14 protein-coding genes are annotated in these 20,339 nt (G+C 40.5%); all 14 read right to left on the bottom strand.

The features are described 5' to 3' along the window. Window positions 1–163: 163 nt before the first annotated feature. On the bottom strand, window positions 164–679 hold the full coding sequence (locus F542_RS02235) for an SMI1/KNR4 family protein (RefSeq protein ID WP_015433206.1): 516 nt from the start codon (window positions 677–679) through the stop codon (window positions 164–166). A 1-nt stretch (window position 680) separates the two neighbouring features. After that, the gene (locus tag F542_RS02230) at window positions 681–1,307 is read right to left on the bottom strand and encodes an HNH endonuclease (RefSeq protein ID WP_015433207.1); all 627 of its coding nucleotides are present in this window, start codon (window positions 1,305–1,307) and stop codon (window positions 681–683) included. A gap of 271 nt (window positions 1,308–1,578) precedes the next feature. After that, window positions 1,579–1,947: an immunity 41 family protein gene (locus F542_RS02225; RefSeq protein WP_025266813.1), complete on the bottom strand. Its 369-nt coding sequence runs from the start codon at window positions 1,945–1,947 to the stop codon at window positions 1,579–1,581. 2 nt (window positions 1,948–1,949) lie between these two features. Continuing rightward, entirely contained in the window at window positions 1,950–2,285 is a 336-nt protein-coding gene (locus F542_RS02220) for a toxin C-terminal domain-containing protein (RefSeq protein ID WP_042365528.1), read from the bottom strand. Window positions 2,286–2,519: 234 nt separating this feature from the next. After that, window positions 2,520–2,912 carry a hypothetical protein gene (locus F542_RS02215; protein WP_025266812.1) on the bottom strand — a complete coding sequence of 131 codons (393 nt, stop codon included), beginning with the start codon at window positions 2,910–2,912 and terminating at the stop codon, window positions 2,520–2,522. Between the two features lies 1 nt (window position 2,913). Beyond that, window positions 2,914–4,314 carry an HNH endonuclease gene (locus tag F542_RS02210; protein ID WP_015433209.1) on the bottom strand — a complete coding sequence of 467 codons (1,401 nt, stop codon included), beginning with the start codon at window positions 4,312–4,314 and terminating at the stop codon, window positions 2,914–2,916. Between the two features lie 75 nt (window positions 4,315–4,389). Then, complete coding sequence (locus F542_RS02205; protein WP_025266811.1) at window positions 4,390–4,869, bottom strand: hypothetical protein; 480 nt, start codon at window positions 4,867–4,869, stop codon at window positions 4,390–4,392. Between the two features lies 1 nt (window position 4,870). Then, complete coding sequence (locus tag F542_RS10745) at window positions 4,871–11,680, bottom strand: hemagglutinin repeat-containing protein (RefSeq protein ID WP_015433211.1); 6,810 nt, start codon at window positions 11,678–11,680, stop codon at window positions 4,871–4,873. Between the two features lie 6 nt (window positions 11,681–11,686). After that, the gene (locus F542_RS10740) at window positions 11,687–15,550 is read right to left on the bottom strand and encodes a two-partner secretion domain-containing protein (protein WP_025266810.1); all 3,864 of its coding nucleotides are present in this window, start codon (window positions 15,548–15,550) and stop codon (window positions 11,687–11,689) included. 245 nt (window positions 15,551–15,795) lie between these two features. Beyond that, a complete protein-coding gene (locus F542_RS02195) occupies window positions 15,796–16,704 on the bottom strand; it encodes a lysine exporter LysO family protein (protein WP_015433213.1) in 909 nt (302 codons plus the stop codon). Continuing rightward, window positions 16,701–17,783, bottom strand: coding sequence for a DNA polymerase IV (gene dinB, locus F542_RS02190; protein WP_015433214.1), 1,083 nt, complete (start codon window positions 17,781–17,783; stop codon window positions 16,701–16,703). The genes F542_RS02195 and dinB overlap by 4 nt, the downstream gene beginning before the upstream one ends. After that, window positions 17,783–18,592 (bottom strand): Dam family site-specific DNA-(adenine-N6)-methyltransferase, encoded by an 810-nt coding sequence (locus F542_RS02185; protein WP_015433215.1) that lies wholly within the window; start codon window positions 18,590–18,592, stop codon window positions 17,783–17,785. The genes dinB and F542_RS02185 overlap by 1 nt, the downstream gene beginning before the upstream one ends. A 9-nt stretch (window positions 18,593–18,601) precedes the next feature. Continuing rightward, complete coding sequence (gene aroB / locus F542_RS02180; RefSeq protein WP_015433216.1) at window positions 18,602–19,690, bottom strand: 3-dehydroquinate synthase; 1,089 nt, start codon at window positions 19,688–19,690, stop codon at window positions 18,602–18,604. 21 nt (window positions 19,691–19,711) lie between these two features. Beyond that, on the bottom strand, window positions 19,712–20,233 hold the full coding sequence (aroK, locus tag F542_RS02175) for a shikimate kinase AroK (RefSeq protein WP_025266809.1): 522 nt from the start codon (window positions 20,231–20,233) through the stop codon (window positions 19,712–19,714). Window positions 20,234–20,339: the final 106 nt, after the last annotated feature.

Below are 20,339 nucleotides of genomic sequence, written 5' to 3'. Positions count from 1 at the left end.
GCTGCAACCGCGCCTGCTGTGGCACTGCCGCCTGCAAGTTCGGCCCCGATAATGCGAGCATCTTAACTATTACCAAACAAGCGCTTGATTTACCGCTAAAATTTGCAAAATGTTAAACATTCTTTACCACTTGTAGTTCAGAAATTTAAGCTCCAAATAGGCACTATTCATATTTAGCCATTACTTCATCAAAGGTTTTTAGCTTATCTAAAAACTGCTCAAAATTATCCGCAATAGGAAATAATAAATGCTTTCCTGTTTTTTTATCATATTCATCATGAATAACTATACAAATTTTTGGTTCATCTCCGACCGGATTATCTCTATAATCAAAACAAATCCAATCTCCATTTGCTGAGCTACCAAATGAATAAACATGTTCATAGCCATAAATCGAATCATCACAAATATATTGACGAAGAATATTTGACATAGAATACCCGTCAAAATCTTCTTCATTTATAAAAGCATCAAATCCTATTGATGTCATGCCTTCCTCATCGTTATAAAAATCATAATAAGTAATGCAGTTATTTTTTATAGATGGAGCATTATGGTTTAGGCATAATTCAATGTATAATTTCGGGAGTTTAATTCCAAAAGCCTGCTCAAAATTTCTAATCAAAGAAATATCTACTTTTCCATAATCAACATAAATTTCTAAATTTCTAAATTTCATATTATCTTCCCTCACTTAATGCTGCTTCCCCAATATGCTTAATTGAATTATGAATCTTTTCAGGCACTAATTGCATATTGTTTGGACTACTTTGGGCATTATGATGCCAAGTAAAACCAACTATTTTATAAGTACCATTATTGATTTGTTCTAATTGCTCTTTTGTAAATATATTCTTGTTTACTCTACCTGATTCTATCTCTCGTTTTAACGCTAATGTTGCATTACGCATTTCAGCCTCTCTTCTTACCTTATTTGACATATTCTGGTAATTCTTTGGCTTCTCTATTTTTGTCGTAAATTTAGCTACATCATCAAAAATAGGTAGTCCTCTTGAATCATATGGAATATTTGCCAGCAATTTAGTATTTCCAAACTTATCAGGCTTGGAACTAATCTGAACTGCTTTCCCTCCTTCAGATTCAATAATTTGGACTTTCTCGCCTGTTTTTAATGTCCGCTCAGTTACTGTAGAACGAGCATTATTTACCACTGTTGTTGATTTCACATTTTTCTCACCAAATTCCCCTTCAATTTGCTCTCTTGTTTTCTTGGAATCATAAAGCGATTGCTTAGTTTTTGGCGTGTTTATCTCCACTTCTTTCGCGAGTAATCGAGAAGCATCCATTGCTAACTCAATGCCTTTCTCTAAGCCGGTTTAGTGCTTCAATAGTTTTCTGGTTTTCCCCCGATAATGCGAACATCTTAACTATTACCAAACAAGCGCTTGATTACCGCTAAAATTTGCAAAATATTGGAATAATTAACCGATTTTTACTTATATTAAATAGCATTAGCGTGGACGCTAGCGCTATCAGGGGGTATTATTTATCACTGCTATTGATTTTACATTTTTCTAACTTGTAAAGTTGATTTATTCAAGCTTTATTAGCTATAATTTATAAGCTATTAGGGTTATAAGAGAAAATACTTAGATCCATATGTTCATCTGCAAACATTTTAGAGATTATATACTTAAATCTCTCATATCTATCATAGATATCCGACTTACCATCAGTGAAAATGGTAAAACTATCCCAACTTGGAATTATTAATAGCTCAATTATTCGCATAATTCCAATTAAAACATCTTGCTCTACCAATCTTGTATTTCGATATGTTATTGCTATATTTAGAAAATCTTTTTCAAGTTTCCAATATTCATCATCATTCCATTCTGAGTAATCCAGCCATCTTCCTATAAATGAATTTTCATCATACAATCTTGAATAAGTTACATTTCTATAAAAATCCATATATTTTTCCATAGTTAATCTCCAATTTTATTTAAATTAATATCAAAGGTTCCATTCCTTGTTTCTTTTTTGTTTAATTTTTCAGGGCTAGAAGCTTCTTTCCAAGCCCCACCATTGTGACCATCAACATCTCTAGTTATATAGCTATTCCCTTTTTTAAATACAGCCGCACCAGACTTAGTTCGATAATTTGTTTTAATATAGCCTAATTCTTTTGCTACCAAATGTGCCTCACTATCTGTATTGAAAACAGGTGATTGCTTAATCCTATTGTTTGCTAATGTGTTAGTTTTCTTCGCAAAATTATTCTGCGCTGTAGAATTACCCAAACTATTTTCTTTCGCAAGCAATCGAGAAGCATCTACTGCTAACTCAATGCCTTTCTCTAAGCCTGTTTGTTTCTCTTTCAGGGATTGAACAGTCTTCTGGTTTTCACTCTCAACCAGCTGATAGAATTTACCTTGCTCTTCAAACGGTAACCCCCGATGGTGCGAGCGTCCTCGCTCGTACCAAAATTTGCAAAATACTTAGCATAATTAACCGCTTGTAATTCATATTAAATAGTACTAGCATGGACGCTAGTGCTATCGGGGGGATTTTATATTTACAAATGGAAAAAATCTTTTAAATCTTTCTAAAACTTCTCTATTTGAATCTAGTACCATAATAGCCTTATCCTTACCAATTGGACACTCATAAATAGGATTGTTTCTTAAATATGCAATTCCATATATACTATATTCTTCTGATTCAGATAAATCATTAATAATATCAAATCCAATAAGCTTTGAGATATGATATAGCTCCCCATCAAAATCAAGTAAGTCGTATATATACATTGGTATATCTTCTGATTTTAAGTTTAAAACAAGCATTTCTATCCAAGATTTAAATTCATCCATGTTTATTGCATCACAATATAAACATCCAATAGCGAAATTAAGATCTGAATGATCCTCTTTATAAATACTCCACATATTATTTTCCTTTTTGAATATAATCTCCACCAATATGACCTGTTTTAGAATGTTGCCATTCAGGAACTAGTTGCATCCTCCCTGTATCTTGATGATGATGCCATGTAAATCCGGGTATTTTTTTATCTCCATTCTTAATTGCGTTTATTTGCTTTTGATTGAATAGTTTTTTTAAACCATCTTCTCCGAGATCTTTATATAATTGCTTAGTTGCCATTTCCATTTGCTCAGGATAAGTAGCACTTCTAAAAGACTTAATATCCAATCTTGTATCATATTTAGCTATGTCATCAAAAATTGGATAACCTTTGCTATCAAATGGTACACCTGTCTTAGGATGCTTTTTCCCCGCTAAATTGGTATTTCTTATTCCACTGGCAGCAATGGTTGTGGAAATCACATTTTCCTTACCAAACTCTTTCTCTAATTTTTCCCTTGCCTTCTTGGAATCATAAAGCGATTGCTTAGTTTTTGGAGTGTTTATGTCCGATTCTTTCGCAAGCAATCGAGAAGCATCTACTGCTAACTCAATGCCTTTCTCTAAGCCTGTTTGTTTCTCTTTCAGGGCTTCAATAGTTTTCTGGTTTTCATGTTCAACCAGTTGATAGAATTTACCCTGTTCTTCAAACGGTAAGACTTGAAGCCAGCTATTCAATGCACCTGATAAATCATCTGCTAAATTTACCGCCCCTAATAAGGTTTGTGGCACTGTCACTCGGCAATCAATATCACAATCGGCTAACAATTCATTACGTTGTTTTTCGCTTAACGCTTTGAAATACTTATGTACTTCTTCAACGCTTTCTCCGTTTTCAATCGCTTTTTTAAGGGCTTTTTGATAAGCATACACATCACGATGGGATAAGTAATTATTCTCCACCGCCCTCTTAGCCGTCTCTGCCCCAAACACTGTATCTGCTGTAGTGCCACCCGTGGCTTGTCCTGCCGCGGCACCTGCAAGCTGTCCTGCCACTTTCAACAAGTTGCGTTCTTCGGCGGTGAGTTCGTTCGGTTGTTTGTTGAAAACCGTTTCAGCCAGTAACATTGCACTGCCTTCGCCGACTAAACCAGCCACCGCCCCTGCGCCAACGTTGTTGCCTGATACCCCAGCTTCTAATGCAGAAAGGGCGGCGTGCGCCAGTAAATTTGCCGTTTTACTGTCCTTCGTCAGCTCGTGGATTTGGGCATTCAGTTCAGGGGAAACGGCTGCTACTGCCACTTGCCCTGCACTGCCGCCACTTAGCACTGCACCGAGTGTTGCCACTGCCACATCCATTTGTCGTCTTTTCGAGCCGCCTTCTTCCCAAGCTTTATCTTTGATCCCCCCCGATGGTGCGAGCATCCTCGCTCGTACCAAAACAAGCTGTTGATTTACTTCTAAAATTTGCAAAACATTCAACATAATTGATCGCTTGTAACTTATATCAAATAGTACCTGTATAGACGCTAGCACTATCGGGTGCTAGCTCTATAGGGGCTATTTTAGTTTTATTATCCCTCCTCTACCTATATCAACTAAAGGATAAATATCTAACCCAATACCTTTTTTGTTTAATAACTCTGATATTTCTCGTTCAAACTCTAGTGAAATAACATTCTCGTCATAATACCCATCAATCAGATCATACTCACAAATAATATCAGCAATAAGTTTGGTTGGCATAAAGTAATTATGCCATTCATCTAGATTATTAAATTTATTAAAATCCTCAACCATTTTGCTAATGTCATTCTTCAAATCTTCCTCACTTTCTAAATCCCAATAAACATATCTTGTCAAACCTGCATACATAAATCTATAAAACAAATCTATAGAATACTGAAATGTATCTTGTGGGTTCAAATTAAAATTTCTTTCTATATAAGAAAATAAATATGCCATACAATCATCATCATCATATGATACAGAGTAAGAGAAGTAGTTCTGAAGAAATAAAACAATTCTTTTTTTATCCATTTTATCTCCCTATTTCAGATATTGGAAATTTCAACTTCAGAACTTCTCCTGAATTGAGTTCTTTAATTTCTGTAGTATTTATCTCCAATGTTGCTGTTCCTGATAGAGTTTTAGAGCTTGAATTTTCATTTACTCCACTTCGGTAAACAATAGATTGGCGATTGCCTAAATCCACTTTAAAACAATTTATGCAATCTTTATTTTTAAACATTTTTCTACCTGCCTCCCATTCTTCTGGAGTAACTCTTCTCCCTAAAAACTGCTCTGCAAAATTAATAGCCATCGTATCAGGATCTTTAGATGAAGGCATATTTCGAGGCACACCTATTTTTCCTTCTACAGGTAACCCTGTTTTTCTATCTAAACCATCACCAGGTAATTTACCTTTTCGAAGCTTATTAACTGCATCAATATTATAAAAACTACCATTCACCCTATTTGAAATATTGTCATTCAATTCCTTATCAAACTTAGCACTATTCACCCCCAAATTATTCACATCAGACTTATAATCCATCTGAGGCGATTTCTTCAACAATCTCACTACTTTTTCTGCTACTTCTCCGGTTAGAAGCACCGTTGGAGCTTGTAATGCTTTCCCTTGAGATTGCAAATATCCGATTAATTCTCCAGCCTCTGCCGGATTAGTCTCTAATGCTGAATTGATACGGGCATTTAACTCTTCGAGAGAAATCACTACTTTTTGAACAGTTTCTTTTGGATTACCCAATGCTTCGGCAATCGTTACTATTGTTTCATCAAAGTGTTGAACTGCCTCTACCGTACCTTCGATACCTTCAATTAAGGCTTTCGCTTCACCTTGTTTCAGTCCGTCATAATAAGCTTCGGCTTTTTCTTCATCTCCATTAAATAGAGCTTTCGCTATCACCGATATCGTTTGTTTTCGGTCTTCTGAAGGGTGAAGGTCATCAAAGAAATTATTCTCCACCGCATTCTCAGCCACAACCATTCCAACACTTGCATTCGCTAAAGTCTCAGCTCCATTACCTCCACTTACCACTCCGCTCGCAATCCCTGCCAATGCTTTGCTTGCATTAAGTAGGTTCTGTTTTTCCTCTTCATTCAGCTCACTCGGTTGCTTACCGTAAACCGTTTCAGCCAGCACTTTTGCCCCGAGTTCGCCCACGCCTGCTGCAACCGCGCCTACTGTGGCACTACCACCTGCAAGTTCGGCTTCCACTGCTCCCCATAAAATATGTAGCGGAACATTCAAAGCTTCTAGGGCTTTGTTATCGGTGTTTTCCGTAATATGTTTAATCGCTTCGTTGAGGTAAGGCGAAGCTGCGCCTGCCGCTATCGCCTCCGCCGGTTTACCTGCCACTGCGAGGCTCAATGCCGCTGCAACTGCTGTCGCTTTTCGTTTGTGGTCGCCGCCGGTTTCCCAACGTTCCACTTCTGCTTTTAACTGTTCGGCTTCTTGCAGTTTGGCTCGTGCTGTTGCGCTATCACCTGCATTTGCTGCCTGTTCTGCGGATTTTCTGGCATTTTGTTCCGCTTGTTGAAGTTCAGCTTTTTGGTTTTCCGCATAAGTCATCACTGCTTCTGCCACATTTCCTGCCGCTTGGCTAAGTATCTGTTGCTCCCTGAGTGTTTGATTGATGTCTTTCAACCCTGCCACTTCTCGGTTCGCTTGGCTTAAATCCGTATTAATGCCCAGCGCTTTGGCTGTGGTTTGGGTTGGATTGCTGTCTTTATTCAGCGTGATTTTCCCTTCCGTTAGCGTCGCTTTGGTGATGCTGCGGTCTTCGCTGCTGTTAAACATTGGAATGCTTGGGGTAATACCATTGCTTTGTGGCGTGCCGGTGAGTTTAGCGGTTTGGGCTTGTTGTTCTGCCTGTGCCTCGGTTTTCGCCTCTGTGCCTGCGGCTTTGTTTAGGTTGGCGCTGGCGCTTACACCTGCACTCACTGCGTGGCTGCTGCTATAATTTTCAATGTCTCGGAAAGTGAGATTATTGGTTGTCAATTCGCTATTTTCTGAGTTGGTTGAGGCTATCACGCTGGCAACTAAATCGACATTGTTAGCATTGATATGATAACCCCCTTCCTCCGCAAATAATCCCGATTGTTGGGTGACTTGTTTACGGTTTGCCTCCCCTCTCGCCAGATTGCCGTAAGCACTGCCTCCCCATGCCGAACCTATCGCGCCTTGCAATCGTCCACCGAAGCCTGCGCTGTTGCTTTCGGATTGGTGACTGTCTTGCAGACTCTCAATAGTCAAATTGCCTTTAATCTCGGCATTAATTCGGTTCGCTTTGGCTGTCGCCCCTTTCAGGGTAGCGTTACCTTGCGTGTTGATATTTAAGGTTTCTGTGTCAATTTGGCTGTTTTGATGCGTTAAATGATGTTCTGACTGTTTACCATTGCTAAAGCCCGCCTGTGCATAAACATACCAGCCCGTCTGCGCCCCCACTGCCACACCAGTGCCTATTTCAACCCCACTGCTTTGTTGTTTGCCTTGCATTTGATATTCGCTTTGCCCTGCATTCAGATTGAGGTCTTTCGCACTGTCGAATGTGATAGAACTGTCTTTTAAACGATTGCCTTGGGCGTCTTTTGAGGTAAAGGCGGTGTGCGTTGCCGTGATGTCTCCACTTCGGCTGGTAATGTTGATATGTTGCGCATTCAATTGGTTGCCGACACTTTCTCGGCTGCTTATTTCATTACGCTCTCGGCTGTGCGAAAAACCACTGCCCGTTTCCACGCGGAAAAGTGCACCTCCGTTGGCGAGGTTAGCCGCTGTGCTATACGCTTTCGCTGCTGCACCCAGTGCTTGTGCCGCTTTCACTCGGTCGCTGGCATCTTTGTTGTTCACCGCCTGTTCCACGGTTTGAATTAAATCAATGATTGGTGAACTCACCCGAGCAAACTGCCCTATCTTTAAATCACTACTATGGCTTTGGCTGTTGCCAATATTGTGCGCGGTGTCAAAGGTCACTTCTTCAGCACTGACATCTATGCGGTTTTTTGCCAAAATCTGACCGCTTGTCGAATGCATTTGATTACCCGCATTGATAGAGACGCTGTCGTTTAAACTGGCTATCAGTGCCTGTTGATGACTCACTTGCTCTCCGTTTTCACTGCTTAACTGACGATGGTAGCCATTAAAGCGTTCGGTTTCTGAAATGACTGCCTCGCCTATGCCATGTCTGCTTCGGTTTTCGTCCGTCGCTGTACGAGTGGTGGCTGTGGTTATCCGCACATCTTTGCCGGCATTTACGCTAACATTCCCTTCAGCAACCGCTTGTGTGCCTTTTAGAGTGACATTTCCTTTCTCTGCATGAAGGCTGAGGTTTTCGCCAAAAGAGAGCACCGAAGCCTGTTCGGTTCGGCTCTCGCCATCGCCCAGTGCACGTTCAGCATATACACCTGCACTGTCTTTCCCCAAATTGAACTCCGCCCCTTTGCGTTTTTCTTGCGAGTTTTGACCGCTTGTTGAAACCGCAACGTCTAAATTGACGTTTTCTTGCGCCCAAAATTCACCATTACCTTTGGCAGAAAACTGTGCACCTTGGCTTTGAATATCGCCTTGAGTTGCGATAATACTTAAATTCCCGCCCGCATCGACTGTACTCACCACCGCATTGCTTTGTGTGCCCTCTTTCTCCAGCCGGCTGCGCTGAGAATGCCCATAAACACCACCCGGCGTAAACACTTGGTTTGTGGTTTTGGCCGTAGCTTCAGCCGTGGTGAAAATCTTACCCACAATCCCAACCGCTGAACCTTGATTAGCTTGTTCACCAAAGTTATCTTTAAACACTTGTTTTGGGTTATACGCCATATTTACCCCAATGCCAGCACTGCGCGCATATTGGCTAACATGACGGCTCTCATTTTCCGTTAAGGCATTGAGATAAACATTTTTGCCTTGTACATGCACATCGTTACCGGATTGCAACTGTGCGGCATTGGCAGTCACATCCCCCTCCAAGGCAACAATGTTTAAATCCCCTGTTGCTGCATTTAATATCGAAGTCACCACAGAGGTATGTTGATTGTCATCATCTATTTGGCTCTTATTGCGAGCATAACCTATTGATGCCATACCTTTCGATACACTGGCTGTAATGCCTGATTTTTTGCTTTCGTGGAAAGATTCGCTTTCCGAATAATTCACCGCTACATCTAATAATACCGATTTCCCAGCTGTGACATTAATGTCTTGCTTAGCTGTCGCTTGTGTACCTATTAACGAGACATTACCTTGTTGTGCAATAATATTTACATCTAAACCATCAACACGGCTAACAACAGCATTATCTATATGATGAACATAGCGGCTGGTGTCGGTGGTTTTACTGAACATGCCTCGATTGGTCGATTTTCTGGCAGTTTCCAATCGCTCTTCTGCTCTGCCTGCCTCAATCCGCACATCTCCTTGGCGTGAGCCGAGCAACACTTTGCCCGATTCACTGCTGATGTCGGATTGGCGAACCACCATATCGCCACCACTAACTGCACGGATATTGCCTTTTGCCGAAATCGTATTGCCAACCTCTTGTGTTTGGTCTAAGCGGTAGTAGTTATCCGCATTGCCGTTGTAATGCTCTCGGTTTTGCGTTTTTAGGGTCGTGATATTGAGGGATTTTTCGGCACCAATATTTATTGAGCCGGCACTATTCAGCGAAGCGGCTTTTACCGTCACATCATTTTCGCTTTGAATGTTTAACCTGCCTTTATCACCAGTGACCTTCACACTGGCAAGCCGGTCTAATTGCGTACGGATAAAGCTGTTCTCTGTATTTTCTGAATGACTTAGGGTGCTGGCAATCTCTACCCCTTTACCACCATAAAGGGAAAGAAAATCCACCGCTTCTATCGTACCGCCTAAGTTAATTAAGGTTTGTTGTGCCGATAAATCCACATTCTTACCTAGCACTGCCCCTCGATTCTCTAGCTGGTTGCTGTGTAAACGGGTTAAATCTAACCCTGCTATCACCCCGCTGTTCTCTATCTTATCCGCACTGCCGATGATTTGATTTGCCGAAATCACCGCTCCTCGAGAGGTGATATCACTATTACGAGCCACTAAATAAACTTGTGGCACAAGGGCGGTTACTTTTCGCCCGTCAGCAAGGGTAATTTCTTTATTGACCAGCCAAACCATATCGGTAGTCAGTTCCGACATCTGTTTTGCCGTTAAACCTACGCCAACGGCAAGATTAAACTGTTTGGCATATTTTATCCCGCTGTTCATCAAGGCTTGGTATTGCGCTAAATCGCTCGTATAGCCCTCAATAAAGCGTCTGCCGGTGAGTTGATTGATTTGTTCGTTAATCAAACGCTGTTCATAAAAACCATCGCCCAAGCGTTTATGCACATTGTCGTGGTTATAACGAAGCTGTTCAAACATATAGTCTGAACTGAGCCATTGTTTGCGGTCGGTAAATTTCGGGTCGGTTTCCACGATGTAGCCGTTGGTCGCCTCGGGGTTGATTTTGTATAAACTCGCCTGCGGTAAATTGATGTCGGCTAAATGGGTTTTGATGGTTGGCATTTCTAACTCGCCGAGCTTATTCGCATCAAAATTCTCCACCGTCGTGTCTAATTTGCCCACAACCTGCCCTGAATCAACGATTTTGTTTTTATCTTGCTCGCTAATCGTTGGCGTAAGTTTGATATTTACCGTACCGCTGTTTGGGTTGGTATCAGCCCCTGTAATACTGACGGTTTCTAGGGACACGTTTTTGGCTTTGGTTTGTTCATCCACCGTGGCATTCGATGAAATAGGGCTACCAATGATGTTTTTAACCACATTAAAGGTGTCTGTAATATCGTAACTTCTCGGATCCATCTTACCGATTGGGATATGCCTGTGCCCATTTCTGCCATGACTTCTATAATGTTGTAAGAATTGAGCCTCCCCATTATATTCTTCTACGTTGATGATCTTATTTAAATCTTCATTTCTTAGCGTTGTCGTACCAGAGACTAAAGAGGTATTATCAAAATACTTATCAAATATTTGATCGCCTAAGAATAATTTGCCTCCAACTAATAATTGGCTATATTTATTATGTAGATCATCCCCGTTGAGATGTAAATTTCCCCCTATACTGATTTTTGCACTATCTTGTTTCTCAATATAAGGAGTATAGGTATCCCTGTTATATTTCCAAATATATAACTGTTTTTCATAAAGCGTTGGCCTACTTTTATCATAAAAGGCAATCCATGCGTTTCTTCCTGACCAGTTATAATACGCTTCTGTACCGATGCGATAACGCTCTGTCGGTTTAGATTCTAAAGCGGCTTCTTCTATATTTTCTGTTGTTTTTTCAACGCCTAATTTGAGATGAATATCATGATTCAATAATCGAGCCGTATTGATATTCCCCTCGCCTAAAACCTCAATCGTTGCACTACCATTATCAATAAAATCAGCCTTCCCTGTAGCATAGTTTTCATTATCTAAATCCCCGCCAACAGCCATTTCACCTAAACTGAGAATAAGAGAGTGATCACGATTTGTTAGCGTGCCCACGCCAACATCTAAACGTGCTCTCGCAGCTATCGTGGCAGAATTGGTTTTTCCATCAATCGTTTCGGCAAGGTTGTTTATGTTTTTTGCTTTAAGTGACAGATGATCACCATAAATCCGCCCCGAGCCAATATTATTAATCTGGGTAGCATTTAGCAGGGTTTTCTCGCCGTCAATTAAGCCTCTATTGGTTATTTCATTGGCGGTTAATTTGCTGTTTTTTGAGGAAATTTCACCGCTTGCAGTATTAATAATTTGATTGGCTGAAAGAGCTGCACTATTCCCAATTAATAACGCAACATTATTAGTCAAATTGCCTTACGTACTAAAATCGAGATCATTCCCAACCTCAAAGGCATTATTTAAGGTAAAGCTATCTTTTAAACGAACGGTTAAATCCCCTTGCGTTTTAATTGTACCTTCCTGCTCCAACGTTTTTGCCGTTAAGTGAACTTGATTTTTGGCTTGAATTAAGCCATCTTGGTTGTTAAGGCTTAAATTACCGTTATCTTTGATAATCAGCCCGTTATCTGAAAGCATCTCACCTTGTTGATTATTCAAGGTTTGATTGACGGTCATTGTTGCTAGATCGGCAATATAAATCCCACCTTGCTGATTAGACAGTCTGTTGGCATTGAGCGTTAATTCCCCTGCTTGAATACCTTGTGTTGGGGCGTTATCTGCGGTTTTTCTTTTCGTGTTTTGGTTATCTAGTTGCTCTGCATTTAACACAAGCTGAGTTGTGCCTAAAATCAATGAGCCTTTATCACTCATGGCAGTGTTATCTATCGCTTTTGCATTCACTTCTGCCGTTTTCGCGGTAATTGAGCCAGCTTTATTGTCAATTTGTGCAGCATTGAGCGTTAAACCTTCGTTACTATTTAAAATGCCTTGTTGGTTATTGATATTTGAAGCCACAGAAACGTCTAGCTGTTTATTTGAATGGATAAACCCTTGTTCATTATTCAATGATGAAAGGTTATTTAGAGAGAGTTTATCTACACCGATAATCCCTTTATTTTCAGCTTGCGTATTACGGTTATCAATTTGATGTTGCTGCGTATTAATTTCCGTTTGTTTGGCAGAAATTAACCCGGCTCGGTTATCTATCTTACCGCTCTGAATATTTAAAGATTGGTTGGCAAACAATGTGCCATTGGCATTATCCAACGTTGATTGGTGGGTATTAATAGCAAGAGAAGCTGTTTTACTGGCAATAATGCCATTATGGTTAATAATGCCTTGTTTAACATTTAGAGTGAATGCCTTATTGGCTTGTAAACGGCTATGTTCATTCGTAACCTTATCGGCATTTAGTACGATTTCATTCGCACTAATTTCACTATTTTGGCTTGAATTAAGCTCTGATAAAGCAAGCGTTGCTTTACCTGCGGTAATCAATCCATTTTGTTGTGATAAATTTTTCGCTTGAATATCAAGATCACCGCTGATACGAATTTGCCCGCTATCATTGGTTATTTCGGCTGTATTGAGTTGAGCATTATTAAAGCTGATAATATTACCCCTCTGGTTATCTAGCACTTTTGTATTTAATGCTAAATTTTGCTGAGCGATAATGCCTTTATCTTTTTTGCTCGTCAGCGTATTTTGATTATTTAATGTTCCGTTACCCGTATCTAGGCTAATATTATTTGCTGTGATAAGACCCTGCTCATTAGATAATGAGCCACTTTTTACATTCAATTGTTGAGCGGCAACAATTTTACCTTCTGTATTATTTAATTGCTGCTGATTCGTATTGAAATATAAATCCGCCGTTTGGCTACCTATAGTGCCATTAGTATTATTGACATTTCCGTTTGTCGTTAAATAAGCCCCTTTTTTCGCAACAATACGGCTGTCTTGATTATTCAGTTCGCCTTTAGTCGTAATATTAAGCTGTTCTGCAAAAATAAGACTATTTTCTGTTGAAGCAAGACGATTTGAATTTAACTGTAATACTTGAGCCTCAATAGTCCCATTTTGCTGACTAATTTCACTCACCGTTAAATTCGCTTTTTGAGCCGAAGAAATAATGCCTTTATTATTTAACAATATATCGGCATTAATCTCTGCATTATGTTCAGAACGAATAACCCCTTCCTGATTATTTATTTGAGAAGTGGTGAAACGACTATTTTTACTGATAATTTTCCCGTTTGTATTGTCCAGCGTTTGGCTATCTAATAACACTTCCTCACCGGCAATAATACCTTTATCTTCTGCGTTAGTATTTTTATTACTTACCAAGCCATTGTTAACCGTAATGCCAGCTTTTTGTTTCGCATAAATTAAACCATTGTCATTATTTAAGTGTTGGCTATTAAGTGTGAGATTTTCACCTGCAAATAATGTTCCATCAGCCGAATTTAAATTGCCGTTTAAATTCAAATAAAGTGATTTTCCACTGCTTAGCGTGCCTTGTTTATTGTCTAATTGCCGAGCATTTACGAAAAAATCACCCTGTGTGCTAAATTCGCCATTTTGTGTATTTATTCTCTCTCCGTTTAACTGCAAATCTTGCTCACCCGTTTGTTTCCAGACGGCATTTTGTGCATTTAAGACTGTTTGTGAGGTATTTATTGCTTTTGCCGTTAAAAAACTACCTTGTGTAGAAAGTAAGTTTGGCGTGGTTAGAGTGAGTTGTTCTGCCGTGAAATAGGCACTATTCGCCTGAATATCGCCCGATTTGGCGGTGTATTCAATGGTATGGGCATTATTTTGGCTCTGATTAGCATCAATCTCAGCCGCCGAAACCTTTAGTTTACCCGAAGCCAGATTTTTGCCCTGCACCGTGGCTTTTTCGGTGGCAGTGAGCTGAATGGTTTTTCCTGCCGCAGATTGGGTTTCCAGCTTCCGCACTTCGCCTTGTGCAGTGTCGGTTACCTCTACCCCCGCGGCAATCAGTGAATTTTTATCGGCGTGGATTTGGCGGGCGGTGTAGGTGATATTGCCTTTTGCCACCGTTTCACCGCTTTGCTGAATTTGCATTTTGACGGTTTTTTGAATATTGCCACCACACGCCACAATTGAACCGCTATTTTGAATATCGGCTTTCGAGTTAAGCTGAATATCGCCCTGTTTATTTTCAATTTTACCTTGGTTATCAATGCCGTTTTGCGCCGTCAGTTGCACGGGCTTTTGCGCATTGAGCGTGCCGCGATTCACAATCCGCCCTTGACTGTCGATGGTGAGCGTCTCAGCGCTTGCCCCAATATGCCCCGCATTACGCACGCCCACGCCCTGTTCCGTGCCAATCAGGTGGATTTTGCCCGAGTACATACCGCCCAGCTCGCCCACATCAATTGCCACCTGCGGTTTTGACTCCCCTGCAAGCGCTTGCTTTGTGTGAATAATTTGCAAATTTTTGTCAGAATCTGACCGCTTGACGGTATTCTTCCCTGTAATGACCTTGGTCTCTTTTTTCGACCAAATGCCCGCATTGGCTTCCACATGACGGCTGATAATCTCCGTATAATCCACACGGCTATTATCCAGCCCCTTGCCCGAGACCTTCACCTTGCCTTTTTCCACCACAAAACTATCCAGATTTCCCTGCTTAATTTGCGGTTTGCCCGTGGTCAAGGTGGTGCGGTCTGAATTGATAATCCCACAGCCTTCACAATGTAAACCGCTTGGGTTAGCAATAATCACCTCTGCCTTTTTGCCCGCCACTTCCACATAGCCTTTCATGACCGAAGGCTTGCTAGAATTGACTTCGTTTAAAATCACCTTCGCCTCACCGCGTGCCAGATAAGGATTACCCGCCACCTGCCCCGCAAGCTGAGTTTGGGTATTTGTTCGGCTATTATTTAAAATTGCCCCTTTTTCCGCGACATCAAATTGCGAATACTTATTATGGGAAAGTCCTTTATCGTTTGGGGTTTGAATATTGATTTGCGGAATGCCGTTGGCGGTCGAAAGGATAATGGGTTGCTGGTTTTTCGGGGCGGATTTATCGGCTCGAATAATTAATGTCTCGCCCAATGCTGCATCCGAAAACGTGACAAAACCTAGCGCACAAAATAAGCTAAAGGTAAGCGGTCGAATTTTGGCAAAAAGTGGCAAAACAGAAAAAGAGGATGGTTCGCTAGATTTACCTTCTGATTTTGCGAGTTCAGAGACCACCACTAAACGTTGGCGTGTTTTACTGAAAATAACGCGGAAACATTGCTTGTTCATAGTTAATCCTGCCTAAAAACTATTACAACCCCTACGATGGAATCGAAACAGCTAAAGTCGTCTAACTAATACATGGCGCAATGCTATCAAGGCGAAAAGACTCACCTCACGTTTCCCGAAGGGAATGAATCGGGCAAAGATTATAATCACTCTCAAATAAAGATAACGATAAAAACGGCACAATTTGCAAAAATTTACAAAATTTGTGCCGCTTGCTAGGAATTAGCCCAAATGTAAAGACTTCACTATGCTAATCCAATAAAAAATGCTAATAAGAATGGCACTGCAAGATTAATAATAAAACCAAAGCTAATTGCTAGGGGTACCATTTGAATACCTCCTGACTTCTGGATAATTGGCAAGGTACAATCTAGCGCTGTTGCCCCACCTAGCCCTACGGCTGTTGAAGGCAAATGGCGCATAAAAAATGGAATTGTAAACAAGCAGAGAATTTCACGTGAGAGATCGTTGAAAAAAGCAATGCTGCCATACATTGCCCCCCAAGCGTCATTTACCAATACGCTCGATAATGAATACCAACCAAACCCTGAAGCAAAAGTCAGTGCTTGTGGCAAAGTTAAGTCCAAAATAAAGGCTGCCACCACACCACTAAGTAAACCGCTTACGATAAAAATGAGTGATGTATAAATCCCCCGCTTGTTTAAAAAAACTTCCCGTACAGGAATGCCACTGTTACGTAGCTGAATACCAACGCAAAAAATCATCACAACCAAAACATAAGTGCTTGATGTTAATGGGAAATTCAACAATCCTTTAGAAACGTAACCAAATACAGCTCCCATAACAACTGTGCCACATAATACAAGGCTTTCTGATAAGGCTTTCCAACGAGATGGTAGCGTTTCCATTGTTTGTGCTTCACGTTGCATCGGATAGAGCTTATCAAATAATCCTAAAGCAATGATATTGCCAAGGTGTAAAATTGCACTTAGCCCAAATGCAGTTAGTGCAATTTGTGGTAATTTGGTCGTAAGATCATCTAACTGCCCAAGCGAAATCCCCATAATGAATAAAATTAAGTATAGGCAAACCGTCACGGTTTTATTCACAAGCTGTGTAATTATTGGGTGGCTTATTTGAAATAAATACCCTAAAAAAAGCGGCACAAATGCCACCATCAATCCATAAATCATGTTTGGCTATCTTCCCATAATGAAAGTTGTTGTGTTGAATGCTTAGCTTCAGGGAAATGAGCGTTAATTCCAATTAAGCGAATTTTCCGCCCTTCCCTACGAGGCCAAATTTGTTGTAATAGATCTAAAAAGCTGATTTCACTAAAAGAGTTATCCGTTCGCTCTAATGTTGTTTGTGTAAAATCCTCAAATTTTAATTTCACCCCAATTTTCTTAAATTCATTTAAAGGTAAATCTGTATTGCGCTGAATACGAAAAACTAATTTCTGATAAAGCGTTTTCACGAATCTTTCCGCTTGGGCAAGTTCATCAATGTCTTCTAATAATGTATTTTCAACCGCAATTGATTTACGTGGGCGATTACTTTCAATCTGGCGAGTATCAATACCATGGCAAAATTCCCAAAGCCGTTTACCAAACTTACCAAAGTGTTGATAAATCATACTTTGTTCTGTCTGCTGTACATCAAAGCAAGTCTTTAACCCTAGCTTTGCAAGTTTCTGCTCCGTCACTTTACCAACGCCATGGATCTTACCAAGCGGTAGATTTTTAATAAAATTTTGCACATCTTCAGGGCGGATCACAAACTGCCCATTAGGTTTATTCTGTTCAGAAGCCAACTTTGCCAAAAATTTTAGCGGAGCCACGCCAGCTGATGCAGTGAGTTTTAACTCTTGCCAAATTGCTTGACGAATTTCTTGAGCAATCCAAGTTGCCGAACCAAAACACTGCGGGCAATCCGTCACATCGAGATAAGCTTCGTCAAGTGAAAGAGGTTCAATAATATCGGTATAGCGTTTAAATATCTGATGAATTTGAGCAGAGACCGATTTATACAATGGAAAGTTAGGAGGAATCAAGATAAGATTAGGGCAAAGCTTAACCGCTTGTGCTGACGCCATCGCACTGTGCAAACCAAATTTTCTTGCCTCATAATTGCAAGTGGCGAGCACACCTCGTTGCTGTGGGCTGCCGCCAACAGCAACAGGCTTGCCCTGTAGGCTTGGATTTTCACGCATTTCTACGGCAGCGTAAAAGCAATCCATATCAATATGAATAATTTTACGAGAAAAGTCCATTATTTAAATAATGCAAGCAATTCATCAATCTTCACTCGGGTCTCGGCTGATTTCCCAATACTGCGTTGCACTTTCAAACTATGCAATTTGGCTCCAGCATAAATTTGGCGGGTAAATGGCGTATCATGATTGGAGATCAACACCGGCATATTTGCTTGTTTAGCTCGTTCTGCTAACGCCTGCTGTTGCTCTAAACTAAACCCGCCTCCTGCATAATGAGTAAAATTTGTCTCTTGCTGAATGGGAGCATAAGGCGGATCACAGTAAACGACATAGTCATCGCTATTCTCCAGCAAGAGATCAAATGTTTGCTGAAAATCAGCACAAATAAATGTCGCTTTTTGTGCTTTTTCTGCAAAAAAACGTAGCTCTTTTTCTGGGAAATAGTGTTTTTTATAACGCCCGAATGGCACATTATATTGCTGTTTTTTGTTATAACGGCATAACCCATTAAAGCCAAAACGATTCAAATAGAGAAAAATAACCGATCGGGTGAAAGGATCTGAGGAATGGTTAAATCGCTCACGCTGAGCATTATAAAATTCCCGAGTATTCGCGTTAGGTGCTAAAAAAAGTGCTAATGAATGTTGAATATAAGCATCCACATCCTGCTTAACCGTATTAAATAAGTTAATTAAATCAGGATTGACATCTGCCAAAATATAGCGCTCAAAATCAGTATTAAGAAACACCGAACCAGCGCCCACAAAAGGCTCAACTAAGCAAGCCTTTTTCGGCAAATAGCGGGAAATTTCATCGGTTAAGCGGAATTTTCCGCCTGCCCATTTCAAAAAGGCTCGCTGTTTCATAAGGGAGAATTATGCTTGAGTAAAACGCTCAATTGCATCAAGTACTTGTGTTTCTGTCGCGGCCGAGGTGACATAGGCTTGCCCTAATTTTTTTAACAAAATAAGGCGCAATTGACCAGCTAACACTTTTTTATCACGCCACATGTATGGCAAATATTCTTGGGCTTGCATACCGTCCGGCGAAACTGTAGGTAATACGGCCCGAGCAATCAATCGCTCTAAACGCGCAACATCTTCAGCTGTTAAATCACCTAAAATCTCAGAAAGAGCTGCCGCCTCTAACATACCAACAGCAACCGCTTCGCCGTGTAACCAATTACCATAACCTAGATGAGCTTCAATTGCATGCCCAAAAGTATGCCCTAAATTTAGTAATGCGCGATCACCTTTCTCGGTTTCATCTCGAGCAACAACATCCGCCTTGAGTTGACAACAGCGTTGAATACAATATTCTAATGCCCCTTGCTCTAAAGCGACTAAACACTCAATATTACGCTCTAGCCATTGGAAGAAATCAATATCAAAAATTGCACCATATTTGATCACCTCCGCTAAGCCTGCACTGACTTCACGCTTTGCCAATGTGTGCAAAGTATCAGTATCAATAATTACCGATACAGGCTGTTTAAAAGCCCCAATCATATTTTTGCCTAAAGCATGGTTCACGCCCGTTTTTCCCCCCACGGAAGAATCAACTTGCGCAAGCAGTGTCGTTGGAATTTGCATAAAGCGCACACCACGCTGATAACTGGCGGCGGCATAACCAGCAACATCACCAATCACACCACCACCTAAAGCAATCACAGTGCTATCACGATTATGATTTTTTTCAAGTAACGCAGTAAAAATTAAGTTGAGCGATTCCAGTGTTTTATATTTTTCACCATCTGGGATTTGTACACTATCTACGCTACAACCCAATTTAGCTAAAGCTTGTTCAACTGTTGCAAGATAATGTGGAGCGATAGTTGGGTTAGTCACAATCATCACTTTATCGCCCGCTTTTAATGGACGATAACTATTAGGATCTTTTAATAAACCACTACCGATAGAGATTGGATATGCTCGCTCTTTTAATTCCACATTGACTTGCAACATAGGCTATTCCTTGTGTTTTGATTATTGTAAATTGTCCATCATGTCGATAATCTGATTAGCAACGACTTTAGCGCTCTGCTCATCGGTTTTAATCGTAATATCGGCAATTTCTTCATAAAGCGGGTTACGCACCTTAGCTAACTCAACTAAAGTTTGATACGGATCTTCTGTTTGCAATAGTGGACGTTTTTTATCACGCTGGGTACGTTCAAATTGCTTATCAACCGTTGTTTCCAGATAAACCACAATACCGCGTGCAGATAACACATTACGGTTATCTTTAGAAATAATCGAACCACCCCCAGTGGAAAGCACTAAACCTTGAGACTGTGTCAGTTCATTTAAAACACGCTCTTCACGTTTACGGAATCCTTCTTCCCCTTCAATATCGAAAATCCAATCAATATCAGCCCCAGCTCTTTCTTCAATTACGCTGTCAGAATCTAAAAAATCCATATTCAACATTTGAGCCAATTGACGCCCAATAGTGCTTTTACCGGCACCCATCGGGCCGATTAGAAAAATGTTACGTTTTTCTGCCATGTTGTTATTCTTGCAAAATAAAATGAATACACTGATTTGCGAAAAAATGGAAAAAACAGACCGCTTGATGCTTACAAGCGGTCTGTTTTTAAGAAAAAATGCAAAA

Origin of the sequence: Bibersteinia trehalosi USDA-ARS-USMARC-188, assembly GCF_000521725.1 — a bacterium.
GTDB lineage: Bacteria > Pseudomonadota > Gammaproteobacteria > Enterobacterales > Pasteurellaceae > Bibersteinia > Bibersteinia trehalosi.
The sequence above is the reverse complement of the archived record's forward strand: the minus strand, read 5'-3'. Positions and strand labels throughout refer to the sequence as shown.